Genomic DNA, 13,392 nt, shown 5'->3' with positions numbered 1-13,392 from the left:
ATAACAGGAAGGATGATCTTTGAATATATGAATAAACCAAAAATGATCCTATTTGATTACGGCGGAACGCTGATGTCCGAGCCGTATTTTGATCCTGCAAGCGGAAATGCGGCAATCTATCCGTACATATGTCAGAATCCTCACAATATAAGTCTTGAAGAATTCGGGGCATATCTTTTAAAACTGTTTGACGAGATCAAAGCTCTTCGCGGAGATCTCATCGAAATACATGAGCATATTTTTATGAAGAACGTACTGGAGCATTTTGATATGAAGCTTTCAGTACCGTTCGAAGAGGCTGAATACATCACCTGGAACGGAATATCCGCACCGCGTCAGACTCCCGGAGCGGCTGAAATGCTTGCATTCCTCAGAGATAATAATATTCGTACCGGTGTAATAAGCAATCTCTGCTGGTCGGGAGCGGTACTTACAAGAAGACTGACCGAAGGATTTCCGGAGCATAACTTTGAATTTATTCTCGCATCCAGCGAGTACATTTTCCGTAAACCGGACCCGCACATGTTCGAAATGGCGCTTCGTAAGAGCGGACTCGAAAAGGACGAAATATGGTACGTAGGAAACGATATGGCAGCAGATGTAGTCGGTGCCGGAAGTTTCGGCTTTCATCCGGTGCTGTACGACGACCGGAGCGTACCGCATAATCTTTTTGAAAGAAACGAAAAGATTAAACCGGATTTTCCGTATTTATACGTAAGAAACTGGGATGAATTTAAGGATCTTTTAGAGGTGTAACGCCTCGCGGATGGTTCCGATAAGGTATATATAATGAATCTAATAATTGATTTGCATCTGTTAATATGGTACAATAGAATTAATTCGAAAATTCTTAATGAAAGGCGGTCTACGATTGAAAGTATTTACTACTACAGGAGCATGTATACCTGAAAATAATTATATGGTCGATATAACAGAACGCCTTAAAAAGATCAGAAAAATGGTCGATGCCGGAGATTATTTCACAATAAACAGAGCAAGACAGTATGGAAAGACAACTACACTTACGGCCCTTAAGAAAGATCTTAAAGATAAATACGATGTTTTAAGCCTTGATTTTCAGGATTTGGATGAAGATGATTTTTCTAGCGGAAGAGTATTTACTCAGGCACTGGCGCAGATGCTGATCGATGAATGTGAGTTAAATGATGCTGAAATACCAGAACCCTATCTTGAAATGCTCCGTGAGATAACACAAAACGATACAGAAAAAGTTCGTATGGCAGATATCTTCCGTGTATTCAGAAGATGGTGTAAAGAATCTGATAAACCGGTGGTACTGATCATCGATGAAGTGGACAGTGCAGCAAACAATCAGGTTTTTCTTGATTTTCTGGCACAGCTAAGATCAGGATATATCGCTCGTGTATCCAAAGGAGCTGATACATTTCAATCTGTAATACTTGCCGGTGTGACGGATGTTAAGAATCTTAAGAGAAAGCTTCGTCCTGAAGATGTACATAAATTTAACAGCCCGTGGAATATAGCGGCTAACTTTAATATTGATATGAGCCTTTCAGCGGATGGTATAACTGGTATGCTTGATGAATACGAAAAAGATTATCATACCGGTATGGATACAAGACGGATAGCTGAAGAGATTTTTGACTACACAAGCGGATACCCGTATCTTGTTAGCTGTATATGTCAGACAATAGATGAAAGACTTACAGATTCATGGAATACATTTGGTGTAAGCGAAGCGGTAAAAATAATATTAAAAGAATCCAATATGCTATTTGATTCTTTGATGGGTAAAGTATCTGACAACGAACCGCTCAGTGATCTTCTCGAAAGAATACTCCTCGGCGGGGAACAGATAATTTATAATCAGTATAACATTCCGTCGATGGATGGAGAAATGTACGGATTTCTTAAGAATAATGACGGTGTGCTTGCAATTTCAAACAGGATGTTTGAAATGCTGCTTTATAATTATTTTCTCAGCCGTAATGAGCTTAAAGAAAGTTCAGTTTCACGTTCCGGTTTTTTCCGAAAAAGAAAGCATCATAGAAAACGGAAAGCTGAATATGGAAAAGCTTCTTGAAAGATACGCTGTCGTTTTCGATGATATTTACGAAGGCAGAGCGGAGGCGTTTGATGAAGAAGAAGGCAGAAGAAGATTTTTGCTTTTTGTGAGACCAGTCATAAATGGTACAGGAAACTATTATGTTGAAGCGCGTACCCGTAATAATGAACGCATGGATATTGTAATTGATTATCACGGTGAGCGTTTTGTAGTTGAACTTAAGATATGGCGCGGAGTAGCATATCACGAAAAAGGCGAGAAGCAGCTTGCAGCTTATCTTGAGCATTATCATCTTGATAAGGGTTATCTTCTTACTTACAGTTTCAATAAGAAGAAAAAACTCTGGTTTGATTTTCAAAACAGTTGAAGGCAAGAATCTCGCAGAAGCATTTGTTTAAGAATTGGTGTTAAATTACATTACGCTGAAAATGCACAATTAACTGTACATCTGATTTTAGGATATATCAGTCTATAGTTTTCGGTACAGTAAAATTATACGGTATAGTATCTGTATTTTTAAATAATATGATGATAAGATATATGAAATTTGTCAATTGACTTTTATAGCTTTTAAATGATATAATAAGTTATGTTGATAGTACATAGTTTTACTATGTATCAAGGGAATTGTATATGTTTATTGATAAATCACAGGGGAGTATTCAGAATTTAACTGAATACTCCTTGTGTTTTATAGTACCTGATAAGGAGTAATTCAATTGGCAAAATCAAAACTTTTAAGTATATCTGTACTGTGTATCTTATTTCTGTCTTCATGTTCCAGATCGACGAACGATGTTCCGGAATCTATAGAGATTTCTGTAAATGAGCACACTTTTCAGTCTGCAATTACTGATGAACAGAAGACTGAGACAGATCCGGAACTGTTTCCTGATCATCTTTCCGACGTTGAAAACGAATACATAACAGCTGACGCTGAAATTACTATGCCTTCAGACTATGATAAGGATACCGTCTTAAATACATATCATTCCATTTATATGGATTGGGACAGTGAAAAAATCATAGCTGACCTTACAGAAAACGGACTGATAACGAGCAGATCTGTTACTGACAGAAAGGTATATGATCCTCATGAAAAAATTGCAGGAACCGAAAGAGTTAAATACCAGCTCGATGATGGTTCAGAAATTGTTTTTCAGTCCGGAGAGATCACGTTTACATCGCCTGAAAACAAAACCGCTTCACTGGATAATGATATCCGGAAATATATAACTGATGAAAACAGGATCAGTACTGATGCAGCTGATGATCAGAAAATCACCGATGCCCTTGCAGCATCAGATGCAATAATGGATGCAGCAGGTATTTCCGAAAAGGTTCTGAGCCCTGATGTTTATTCGATAAATGATATCAAAACGGAAAATAACGACGAAAACAGTGAAAACGAAACCAGAGAGAGCTCTTCTGAAAAAGAAACATATCTCATAGTTTATCCGGTAGTGCACGGCGGACTTCCTTCATCCGGAATAACAGAAAATAAGGAAGATGAAGTTCTTGACTGTTCTATGGTATATTGTATTTACTCTGATGATAAAATAACATGGTTTAAGATCAATGGAATTATCAGAAGTTCATCAGTCGCAGAGGAAGCACAGATACTTTCACCTGTTCACGCCTTCAACACCCTTCGCCGCAGCTATGAAGACACTCATAAATGCAGTATAACGTCAATAGATCTTGTAACTGTAAACCGAATAGTGTATAAATCAGATTCAGTATCGATCACGACTGAACCGGTGTGGATGCTATCCGGCGCATATACCGAAGCGAAATACTCAGGTCAGAATATTGTAACATATGTCAGTGCAGTATCCGGCGAGGTTATTCCTGTTTATCAGATAACTGAGTGATTTGTAAGTATGATTTTTAGTCATCGGTTATATGCTTTAAGTAAATGATGAAAAACCTGGTATATCGAATAAAGATATATCAGGTTTTTCTGTTAGCAAAATTTAGCTGTGGTACCATTTGGCATTGACAATGGTGTTTATGATAATTGATTTGCTTAAGTTAATGTGGTACAATAAACGTATTACTCGTTTGTTGTACTATTTTGTATTAAATCCATCGATGCTTTTATACAAAACGGGAATTGAACTCCCGAAATGTATAGAAATCGGCTGGAGAAATCTATACATATCAAAGTATATAAAGAAAGAAGGTTTATTATGAACTACGAAATTAAAAAGGTAACAATCGACGACTACGATGCACTTTATGAACTTTGGAACAGCACTGAACAGAGTCGCCGTGCTCTGAACCCGGTTGATGATTCACGTGAGGGTATAGAGAGATATTTAAAGCGAAATCCTGATACATGTTTTGCAGCTGTAAAGGATGGTAAAATTATTGGTGTTATCCTTACCGGACATGACGGACGCAGGGCTATCATTCATCATATGTGTGTTCATCCGGACTATCGTCGTATGGGAATAGCACGTCATCTGGTGTCACTTGCTGAAGAAGCGATACAGAAAGAAGGCATACAGAAGATTTTCGGGCTGGTTTTCAAGGATAATGATACAGCAAATATATTCTGGGAGAATCAGGGATATTCTTTAAGAACGAATCTTAACTATCGTAACAAGAGTCTGAATTCAGACGTTCCGACAGGGGAATGATATCTTAACAAGGGAGGCTGTAAAGATGGAGAAACTGCTTGAACTTGCCATAAAGGTTGCCACAGAAGCACATAAGGATCAGGTCGATAAGGGCGGAAAGCCGTATATAGGTCATCCGACCGCTGTTGCGGCATCGGTGAAAGAAACTGAACAGAAGATCGTGGCATATCTGCATGACGTTATTGAAGATATACCGATTACTGCCGATGATCTTCTTAATATGGGTTTCACTCCAAAGATAGTGGATTCCATAAAACTTCTTACCAAAGACAAAAACGTTCCATATGAAGAATATCTTAAAAACATCCGCTCTGACAGTGTCGCAAGAGCGGTAAAGATAGCAGATTTAAAACACAATATGGATCTGAGCCGCATTCCGAATCCTACGGAAAAGGACTATGCAAGACTTGAAAAATATAAGAGGGCTCTGGCGTTTCTTGAAGGGTGATCTGATGAGTCAGATATAATCCAAATTACGAAAATCCTGATGTATCGATTAACGGTATTTCAGGATTTTTTGTTTGACTCAGTTGTAATATTGACACATATTTTTTAGTAAAAATTAATACGATATTGACACAAACGACAAAATAGTGTAGAATATATGTATGATAATAGGCATCCATTCAATAGAAAGCGGCAGAGCCGCTTTCAACCGATTATATTAAAATGAGGTGTGATAGAATTAATCAAGTACTAAGGAAACGCTGATTTAATCGACGTTAGTATTGACAAATTGTCGTATATATGATATAATGTAGTTAATAAAATATATTATGCGAGGTATTTTGATATGAACGGACAGTTAAGTTTCAGCGATATGGAATATTCCCTTAGAAAGCGTCAGGGAAAAAAAGAAGCGTTTCTTAATAGAATGGAAGAGATAATTCCATGGGATTCATGGATTCAGATAATCGCTCCTTACTATCCGTCAGGTAATCATGGCAGACCTGTAAAAGGTATCGAGACCATGCTTAGAATGTATCTTCTTCAGGATTGGTTCAATCTATCAGATGAAGGTGTCGAAGATGCTATTTATGATAGCTATGCAATGAGAAAATTCATGAAAATAAATTTTATGCATGAACAAGTTCCGGATGCAACAACATTACTGAAGTTTCGACATCTTCTTGAAGAACATAATATCGGCGACGCTATTTTCAAGGACGTTAATGATCGACTTGAAAAGGCAGGACTTATCATGCATGGTGGTACAATTGTTGACGCAACAATAATTGCAGCACCAAGTTCAACAAAGAATGCCAAGGGAGAACGTGATCCTGAAATGCATCAGACTAAGAAAGGCAATCAGTGGTATCATGGAATGAAGGTACATGCTGGAGTAGATGCTGGAACAGGATATGTGCATACAATAACCGGAACAGCGGCAAATGTGCATGATTCCACTGAAGCATCTAAGCTTATTCGCAATGATGATGAAATAATGTACGGCGATTCTGGTTATCTTGGTGTTCCGGCACAGAATGCCATAAAACAGGATGAGCATCATAAAAACATGAAGTTTGAAATCAATAAAAGACCGTCAAGTTTAAAAACCTCAGATGACTATAACGGTATTAACTGGGATAAAAAGATGGAGCATGATAAGTCATCAGTAAGATGCAAAGTGGAACATGCTTTCCTCATTGTAAAGAATACATTTGGATACTCAAAAGTAGCATACAAAGGAATAAAAAAGAACATGAATAGATTCAATTTTCTATTCGCATCAGCAAATTTGCTGATGTGTTCTCGTGCAGGAAGAACTGCAGAATTTTGCAAGGGGTAAGTGTACCCTAATGCGGATTAATTCCGCAAAAAATAATAAAAAAATGAGGTAAATGCTCGAATAGCGATTCGCATTTCAATATTATTCCAATATTACAAGGATATTTTATTATATCACGACTTATTCAGCGTTTCCCTAAAAATAAATAGCGGTAGAATATTACAAGTCGAAAATGAGAGGGATTATTATGTCAAACAATACTACTATGAATATTAATTGTAAGGAGATTACACCGGCTAATGGTCATAATCCTAGAACTTTGTATGAGCATCAGGCTGAGGCGATAAAGGCTCTTAATGATATTGATAAGAAGCCGGAATTCAGAACAATGCTTGTACTTCCTACAGGCGGAGGGAAAACTTTAACAGCAGTAAACTGGCTTCTTAAAAATGCTGTAGATAAAGGGAAAAAGATACTCTGGATAGCTCATCGTCAGTTGCTTTTGGAACAGGCTGCCGAAACATTTACGTTGAATGCATATACAGATGATATGATCAATCATACAGTCTTCAATTATCGACTGGTATCCGGAGTACACGATAAACCGGTAAATATAAAACAGGATGATAATGTGATCATAGCAGGAAAAGACAGCTTAGTACGCAGTCTTGAAAAGCTTGATAAGTGGATTAAAAACGAAGATATTTATTTTGTTATTGACGAGGCTCACCATGCAGTAGCTAGGTCTTATAAAAAAAATTATAGACTATGTTGATAAGCATGCAAAATCAGTAAAGCTGCTTGGTCTTACTGCTACTCCGTTCCGTACTTCTGAAGATGAAAAGGGTGCTTTAAAACAGATCTTTACTGATGATATCATTTATAAAGTTGATCTTCAGGAGCTGATCGATAAAAGAATCCTTGCATATCCTTATTATGAAGAAGTTGAAACAAAGCTGGATTATTCAGAACAATTAGGGATTAAAGCGCTGCAGAGTATTGAAAACTTTGATAAAATCCCAGAGGACATTGCCAAAAAGATCGGGGGAGATTCCGAACGTAACGCTCTCATTGTAAAAAATTATCTTGATAATTATGAGAAATATGGTCAGACTATTGTTTTTACGGTTGGAAAAGAGCATGCTGTTGCACTAAATAAACTTTTTAATGAAAAGGGAAAAAAGCTGGGTATAAAATCTGATTTTATAGTTTCAGACATTAGAGATGAAGCAACTGGTATAACCATTTCCAATAAAGATAATGAAAGAAAAATTGATAGTTACCGTAATGGTGATATTCAAGTCCTTATTAATGTAAATATTCTTACTGAAGGAACAGATTTGCCTCAAACGCATACTGTATTTCTTGCTCGTCCTACTGTTTCCCGCGTGCTTATGACTCAGATGGTAGGTAGAGCATTGCGCGGTGAAAAAGCAAAAGGTACAAAAGAAGCGTATATAGTTAGCTTTATAGATAACTGGCATGACAAAATCGCCTGGGTTAATCCAAAAATCCTCAGTGATGAAGAGTATTTTGAGAAAGATGATATTCATAACAGTCGCGACACTCAAGTTCGCTGGATCTCAATTTCAAAGCTTGAAGAATTTGCTATGATGGCAGATTCAAATGTAGATACATCTCGTCTGGACAGCATACCTATGATTGAGCGAATTCCACTTGGCATGTATCTTCTTAAAATGGATGACGCAACTTATACTATTCTGATTTACAGCAGCAATAAGGAAGCATACAGCAGTCTTATTGCAGATTTAAAAGCCAGAGAATTTGTGAATGAATTCACTGAAGAATCTATGAACGAGATGATAGATATTTGTATGGAAAAATACTTCAGTGAAGATTTGATTCCGCAATGTAAACGATCAGACATTGAACATCTGATTAAGTATTTTGCAGAAAGGCCATTTGAACCATTGTTTATTACGCTAGATGAACTTGACAGAAAGAAACTTGACGCTTCTGATGTCGCAAAGTACATATATGAGAACGACTTATCCAGAAAATCAGAAAGAGAATATATTGATAAACTCTGGAATGAAGATGGCAGTGTCGTTCCGGTTTATTTCTCAAACCAGTATTTCTTTAAGAAAATGATTGAAATAGAACTCGATAAGTTAAATGGTTATATCAAGGTTTCAAATGTTGAACCTCAATCCCAGTCTGAGATTATAGAAGCCAGAAAATTAAGCCTTTATGATCTCATACAGCGTTTCCCAAAAACAGGCATAGAATTACGTGAAAAGGTTTATAATAAAGCTAAGAATGCAGCTGGTCAGTATGTTTGCGCATGCTGTAAAAAAGTGTTTGATACAAGACAGTTTCTTCACGTTGATCATATTGTTCCTATGTCAAAGGGTGGACTTACAGAAGAAGATAATCTGCAGGTGCTTTGCAGAACTTGCAATATGCAAAAAGGGGATAAGTAATGGGAAAATCAAAGTATAAATATACTCCAGATGATGTTGCACTTCTTCTTGTTTCCTCAGATTTGCGGAGATCTCAGGAAGAGATTGTAATAAAGAGCATTTTTCAGAATCTTAATAGTGATATTTCTGCAATGCATAGAAATAGTTATGATAAGTTTCGTAAATTAGTCAGAGATAAGTGCATTTATTATGAAACAAGCGAAGAAGAACTTGACGATATACATTTGATAATGAAAGAAGCAGGCTGTTCAATGAATGAAGAGCTGCCAGATGATTTAATCGAACGATATTTCAGATTGATCAAGCTTCAGCTTATGTATACGGATATAGGTTATAAACGTCTTAAGCTTCGTACAATTATCAATGATTTTAATTACAAACGTAGAAGTGAACAATTGACTGATAGTATCAAGCATACACTTAATATGTTAAAACTTAAAATATATCTGAAAGATTATGTTCCTTGTGATATTTCAGAAATCAAACTTGATCAGATGATAATGATTCGACTGAGCTGATAATCAAAGAGTGCATATTGCAAATGATATAATAAGGATGTAGGAAAAAGGCTCTGAAGCGTTTTGTTGTTATCAGCAGCAATCTCTGAATTGCGATCTTTTAAAAATAGCACGCCGAAGGCGTTCCATTTAAATGGTGGTGCCTTCGGCACAATTGAAAATACGTAAAATGAGCCTTGCTTCCAGTACGGAAACAAGGCTCAGATCGTTATTTGACAGTATAGATTTCAGCTATAATTTTTTCTGAATTAATTTCATTAAGATATATCGGATTTATTTCTCTTTTAGCATACTGGAATGGGGTATTTACCGTGTTATCTATAAGGTATTTTTCAAAGAAATTTTCCCAGCTGAAATATTCTGAGCATTCAATATATTCCGATGGATTTTCAAGGACAGCATTGATATTATCGGTTTTGATTAGTCCTGATTTCAAAATAAGCCATTCAAATGATTCCGGAAGACACAGTCTGATATTTGAAGAAGAATCTAGTTTTAGTATTCTGTCTATTTCAGATCCAAAAGCAGCACCATCAGCGATTACAAGTACTTTTTTCTCATTGTTTTCTTTCAGCCATGAGAAAATCGATGAATTAGATGATGAAGAAAAGCATGTGATATCGCTTCCGGAAAAATAATTCTGATAAAACTGAAAACCGGATTTTGAATCCTCAGTTAGTAAAGTATCGTATTTCAGTTTTGTGGCAGCTTTGTCTCTGTAATATATATGCTTAGAACTGGATTTGAACAATCTTTTGAAGCTGTGATATTTTCCGCTGGCTTTGATCTCATATATTTCATCTACGCTGTAAGGAAGATCGTGAAGGCTTTCACGATTGAATATAACGTAGTAGTTTCCTGAATTCTTAATCGTTCCTGCGAAATCTTTTGTTTTAAGATATTCAGCACCTTCATCGATGAATACAATACATTCATTAAGTCCGCTAAGCTGATTTTTCCAGTCAGTATCAATAAGTGCTGCGCATTGTTTGTCGCACGAAATATTTACTCCGCTTGATTCACGGAGTCTTGTATAATCGGCAACCATTTCAAACAGAGTGGTTTTACCGGTTCCACTGTCACCTTTAACTATAGTGATATTACGGTTCAGATCAAATTTGAACACCGCATCACGGTTTTTTATTTCAACATGATGTTTTCCAGTCATAAATACCTCACACAAACTCTCCGGCTTCATATACAAGTTCGCCCATATTTTTTACGATCTTTCCGGTATTCATAACCTTAATTTTAAACTCGCCTTTACCGAAATCCATGAGGTGACGTAAATTGATTTCTACTTTTCGCTCCTCTGCGATTTTTAGTATCCACTCGGCACAGTTATCACCACAGGTCGAGGCGTTGAAGATTTTTGTTTTGTCGTATGCGATAAGAAGCAAAGTCTTAACTCCACCGGATAACTTTTTGGGACTCATATTTCCGAATACAGGGCTAAGTATATTTCTTTCATCGATAACTTCAGATTTGTCAACTGCTTTTATTATATCTTTAGAAAGCTGTTTGGTGATCCAGTTGTCTTTATAAGTATTATTAAAATAGACATTTGTATTGTAGATTGCTTCAGGCATATCTCCGAAATACACGTTAAGCATTTAATTCACCTCTGGTTTCAGTATGTGATCATTCCTTGTGTTAAGTATAATTATAGCATTTAAAGCCATGTTATTCAAGAGGAAAAACAGAATCACCGTATTATATTTCCAGAAACTTGACACAGTACGACTTTGAGTTTATAATAGTATTTACAGACCCCACCTTGAATAAGGCAGAAATACAATGCTTTCAAAGGTGGGTTTTGTTTTTTAGTATGAAGGACGATATGTGATGAAAAATAGAGAATGATAAATAGCTGACAGTGAAAGGAGAACAAAACCGTGAGCATTTTCTTTATTGCAGACCTGCATTTTGATGATGAGAATATAATGAATTATGAAAGCAGACCGTTTTCAACCGCTGAAGAAATGAACGCTGCTATCATAGAAAACTGGAACAGAGTAGTTGGTAAGGACGATACGGTTTACCTGCTCGGAGATATCGGAAATGAACGATATATAAGCGAGCTGAATGGTATTAAAATTCTGGTAAAAGGCAATCACGATATGTACGACAGCAATTATTACAGAAATAACGGTTTTACTGAGGTCTATGATCTACCGGTCATCCTTGATGGTTTCTGGATGCTGTCTCATGAACCGCTGTATGTAAATAAAAATATGCCGTATGCAAATATATACGGACACATTCACAATAATCCGAACTATAACGACTACAGCAGTCATGGATACTGCGTGAGTGTTGAAAGGATCGGTTATAAACCTGTGTCGTTTGAAAAGATAAAATCAGATGTCGGGGTTAAAACACAATATGGATCTGAGCCGCATTCCGAATCCTACGGAAAAGGACTATACAAGACTTGAAAAATACAAGAAAGCTCTGGCATTTCTTGAAAGGTGATGTGACCTTTCCGGACATAGAGATAAATCAGATAATGTGTATTTAAGAAATGATATAATCGAAAGAGAGGAACGATATGGATAAATATTATACAGAACTAAGCAAGGAAATATCATATGCACTCAGACATGCACCGTGGGAATATGAACTGGAGCTGGATGAAAACGGCTGGGTCAGTGTAAATCAGTTACTGAATGCTCTGAGAGAAAACAGCAAGTGGGAAAAAGTAACTGAAGAGGATCTGCGGTATATTATTGAAAATTCAGATAAGAAAAGGCATGAAATAAGTAACGGAAAAATCAGAGCGTTTTACGGACATTCCATTCCTCAAAAGATAGTTAAAGAAGCTGCTGAACCTCCAAAGATTCTGTATCATGGCACACCAGTACGTTTTACCGGATCAATAATGAAAAGTGGATTACTGCCGAATAAAAGACAGTATGTTCATCTGTCTGCTGATATCGACACCGCACTTCAGGTGGGCAAAAGACGCGATGATAACCCGGCTATTCTAGTTATTGATGCAGAAACAGCGTGGAAAGACGGCATTATGTTTTACTTAGGAAACGATAAAGTCTGGTTAGCGGATACTGTTCCGGCGAAGTATATTAAGGTGATGCAATAATGAAAGTTTGGCTGAAAACGAAGCTTGATAAAGGTATGAACATGGAAATACCGCATAGTCCGAATATGGCTTGTGCGATGTATGGTTTCCGTGAGCTTGGTGCTGAGATTGTACCTTATCATACAATAGATGAAATATACGATAAAGTTGAGAAGGAAGATATTGTACTTGATTATATCGATCAGTGTAAAGAGATATTCAATAAGTTTGGCGTAGAACCATATGTACCAGATTATCCTGAGACCATGAAGAAATATCTCGGAAGGAAAATATGGACTGATACTATCGAAGCCATAAGCGTCGATGAATCAAAATGGTCTGCCGGATGGTTTGTAAAGCCAAAGAAAAGTAAAGTTTTTACCGGCAAGATAATTAAAAGCATTTATGATCTCACTGGTTGTGGTAATCAGAATGAAAACTATGAAGTCATATGCAGTGAACCTCTTGATATTGAAGCTGAGTGGCGATGCTTTATTCTATATGACAGACTTCTTGATGTCAGACCATATGGTTTGATTCTTGATTCAAATCGTGAAAGTTATTACTATCATTATGATGCAACTGTTCTCAAAGAAATAATGGAAACATTTAAATCATGGGAAAACAGACCTGTTGCATGCAGTATGGATATTTGTGTTACAAAGGATAACCGAACTCTTCTTGTAGAATTTAATGATGCTTATTCACTCGGTAATTATGGACTTAATCATGTTCATTATGCGAAACTGATATCAGCAAGATGGAGCCAGCTGCTTGACAGAGAAGATGAGTATGATTTTTGATTCAAAAATCTTATCAGATTATTATTCTGAATATGGATGTATGGAATAACGGTCGCCGAAGGCGTTCCATTAAATGGTGGTGCCTGCGGCACAATTGAAAAACCAGCTACACATTGCGTGTATCTGG

At 36.7% G+C, this 13,392-nt stretch carries 15 protein-coding genes; 13 read left to right on the top strand and 2 right to left on the bottom strand.

Annotation, left to right across the window (positions count from 1 at the left end):
• Positions 1-27: 27 nt before the first annotated feature.
• The 10 genes from CC97_RS05085 to CC97_RS05045 all read left to right on the top strand — a co-directional run bounded on the left by CC97_RS05085 (position 28) and on the right by CC97_RS05045 (position 9,383).
• Positions 28-756 (top strand): HAD family hydrolase, encoded by a 729-nt coding sequence (locus tag CC97_RS05085; protein ID WP_197021825.1) that lies wholly within the window; start codon positions 28-30, stop codon positions 754-756.
• A gap of 115 nt (positions 757-871) precedes the next feature.
• On the top strand, positions 872-2,065 hold the full coding sequence (locus CC97_RS05080; protein ID WP_049962698.1) for an AAA-like domain-containing protein: 1,194 nt from the start codon (positions 872-874) through the stop codon (positions 2,063-2,065).
• Positions 2,049-2,414 (top strand): GxxExxY protein, encoded by a 366-nt coding sequence (locus CC97_RS20855; protein ID WP_049962697.1) that lies wholly within the window; start codon positions 2,049-2,051, stop codon positions 2,412-2,414. The genes CC97_RS05080 and CC97_RS20855 overlap by 17 nt, the downstream gene beginning before the upstream one ends.
• Positions 2,415-2,766: 352 nt before the next feature.
• Positions 2,767-3,921 (top strand): hypothetical protein, encoded by a 1,155-nt coding sequence (locus CC97_RS05075; protein WP_044974111.1) that lies wholly within the window; start codon positions 2,767-2,769, stop codon positions 3,919-3,921.
• A gap of 318 nt (positions 3,922-4,239) precedes the next feature.
• Entirely contained in the window at positions 4,240-4,692 is a 453-nt protein-coding gene (locus CC97_RS05070; protein ID WP_044974110.1) for a GNAT family N-acetyltransferase, read from the top strand.
• A gap of 25 nt (positions 4,693-4,717) precedes the next feature.
• The gene (locus tag CC97_RS05065; protein WP_044974109.1) at positions 4,718-5,140 is read left to right on the top strand and encodes an HD domain-containing protein; all 423 of its coding nucleotides are present in this window, start codon (positions 4,718-4,720) and stop codon (positions 5,138-5,140) included.
• Between the two features lie 345 nt (positions 5,141-5,485).
• Positions 5,486-6,481 (top strand): IS5 family transposase, encoded by a 996-nt coding sequence (locus CC97_RS05060; protein ID WP_044973980.1) that lies wholly within the window; start codon positions 5,486-5,488, stop codon positions 6,479-6,481.
• A 187-nt stretch (positions 6,482-6,668) separates the two neighbouring features.
• Positions 6,669-7,196 carry a DEAD/DEAH box helicase family protein gene (locus tag CC97_RS05055; protein ID WP_049962696.1) on the top strand — a complete coding sequence of 176 codons (528 nt, stop codon included), beginning with the start codon at positions 6,669-6,671 and terminating at the stop codon, positions 7,194-7,196.
• On the top strand, positions 7,171-8,865 hold the full coding sequence (locus tag CC97_RS18615) for an HNH endonuclease (protein WP_347493859.1): 1,695 nt from the start codon (positions 7,171-7,173) through the stop codon (positions 8,863-8,865). The genes CC97_RS05055 and CC97_RS18615 overlap by 26 nt, the downstream gene beginning before the upstream one ends.
• Positions 8,865-9,383, top strand: coding sequence for a hypothetical protein (locus tag CC97_RS05045; protein ID WP_044974108.1), 519 nt, complete (start codon positions 8,865-8,867; stop codon positions 9,381-9,383). Before CC97_RS18615 ends, CC97_RS05045 begins: the two co-directional genes overlap by 1 nt.
• Positions 9,384-9,591: 208 nt before the next feature.
• Here the strand turns inward: CC97_RS05045 and CC97_RS05040 are convergent, their stop codons facing one another.
• Both CC97_RS05040 and CC97_RS05035 read right to left on the bottom strand, forming a co-directional pair.
• On the bottom strand, positions 9,592-10,551 hold the full coding sequence (locus CC97_RS05040) for a hypothetical protein (protein WP_044974107.1): 960 nt from the start codon (positions 10,549-10,551) through the stop codon (positions 9,592-9,594).
• A gap of 7 nt (positions 10,552-10,558) precedes the next feature.
• Positions 10,559-10,996 carry a DUF4869 domain-containing protein gene (locus CC97_RS05035; protein ID WP_044974106.1) on the bottom strand — a complete coding sequence of 146 codons (438 nt, stop codon included), beginning with the start codon at positions 10,994-10,996 and terminating at the stop codon, positions 10,559-10,561.
• Between the two features lie 282 nt (positions 10,997-11,278).
• On the opposite strand from CC97_RS05035, the gene CC97_RS05030 reads away from it, so the two are divergent.
• The 3 genes from CC97_RS05030 (at position 11,279) to CC97_RS05020 (ending at position 13,265) form a co-directional block, all read left to right on the top strand.
• Entirely contained in the window at positions 11,279-11,821 is a 543-nt protein-coding gene (locus tag CC97_RS05030) for a metallophosphoesterase (RefSeq protein ID WP_242848124.1), read from the top strand.
• 113 nt (positions 11,822-11,934) lie between these two features.
• Positions 11,935-12,483 carry an RNA 2'-phosphotransferase gene (locus CC97_RS05025; RefSeq protein WP_044974105.1) on the top strand — a complete coding sequence of 183 codons (549 nt, stop codon included), beginning with the start codon at positions 11,935-11,937 and terminating at the stop codon, positions 12,481-12,483.
• Positions 12,483-13,265, top strand: a complete 783-nt coding sequence (locus tag CC97_RS05020; protein WP_347493472.1) for an ATP-grasp domain-containing protein — start codon at positions 12,483-12,485, stop codon at positions 13,263-13,265. Before CC97_RS05025 ends, CC97_RS05020 begins: the two co-directional genes overlap by 1 nt.
• The last annotated feature ends 127 nt before the right edge of the window (positions 13,266-13,392 follow it).

Origin of the sequence: Ruminococcus sp. HUN007 (assembly GCF_000712055.1) — a bacterium.
GTDB lineage: Bacteria > Bacillota > Clostridia > Oscillospirales > Ruminococcaceae > HUN007.
This window is presented reverse-complemented; position numbering and strand designations above follow the sequence as displayed.

Bases quoted from the DNA above. Each gene is read 5' to 3' on its own strand.
- CC97_RS05085 (WP_197021825.1), top strand. From the start codon at position 28: ATGAATAAACCAAAAATGATCCTATTTGATTACGGCGGAACGCTGATG.
- CC97_RS05070 (WP_044974110.1), top strand. From the start codon at position 4,240: ATGAACTACGAAATTAAAAAGGTAACAATCGACGACTACGATGCACTT.
- CC97_RS05035 (WP_044974106.1), bottom strand. From the start codon at position 10,996: ATGCTTAACGTGTATTTCGGAGATATGCCTGAAGCAATCTACAATACA.
- CC97_RS20855 (WP_049962697.1), top strand. From the start codon at position 2,049: ATGGAAAAGCTTCTTGAAAGATACGCTGTCGTTTTCGATGATATTTAC.
- CC97_RS05055 (WP_049962696.1), top strand. From the start codon at position 6,669: ATGTCAAACAATACTACTATGAATATTAATTGTAAGGAGATTACACCG.
- CC97_RS05020 (WP_347493472.1), top strand. From the start codon at position 12,483: ATGAAAGTTTGGCTGAAAACGAAGCTTGATAAAGGTATGAACATGGAA.
- CC97_RS05060 (WP_044973980.1), top strand. From the start codon at position 5,486: ATGAACGGACAGTTAAGTTTCAGCGATATGGAATATTCCCTTAGAAAG.
- CC97_RS05025 (WP_044974105.1), top strand. From the start codon at position 11,935: ATGGATAAATATTATACAGAACTAAGCAAGGAAATATCATATGCACTC.
- CC97_RS05045 (WP_044974108.1), top strand. From the start codon at position 8,865: ATGGGAAAATCAAAGTATAAATATACTCCAGATGATGTTGCACTTCTT.
- CC97_RS05040 (WP_044974107.1), bottom strand. From the start codon at position 10,551: ATGACTGGAAAACATCATGTTGAAATAAAAAACCGTGATGCGGTGTTC.
- CC97_RS05065 (WP_044974109.1), top strand. From the start codon at position 4,718: ATGGAGAAACTGCTTGAACTTGCCATAAAGGTTGCCACAGAAGCACAT.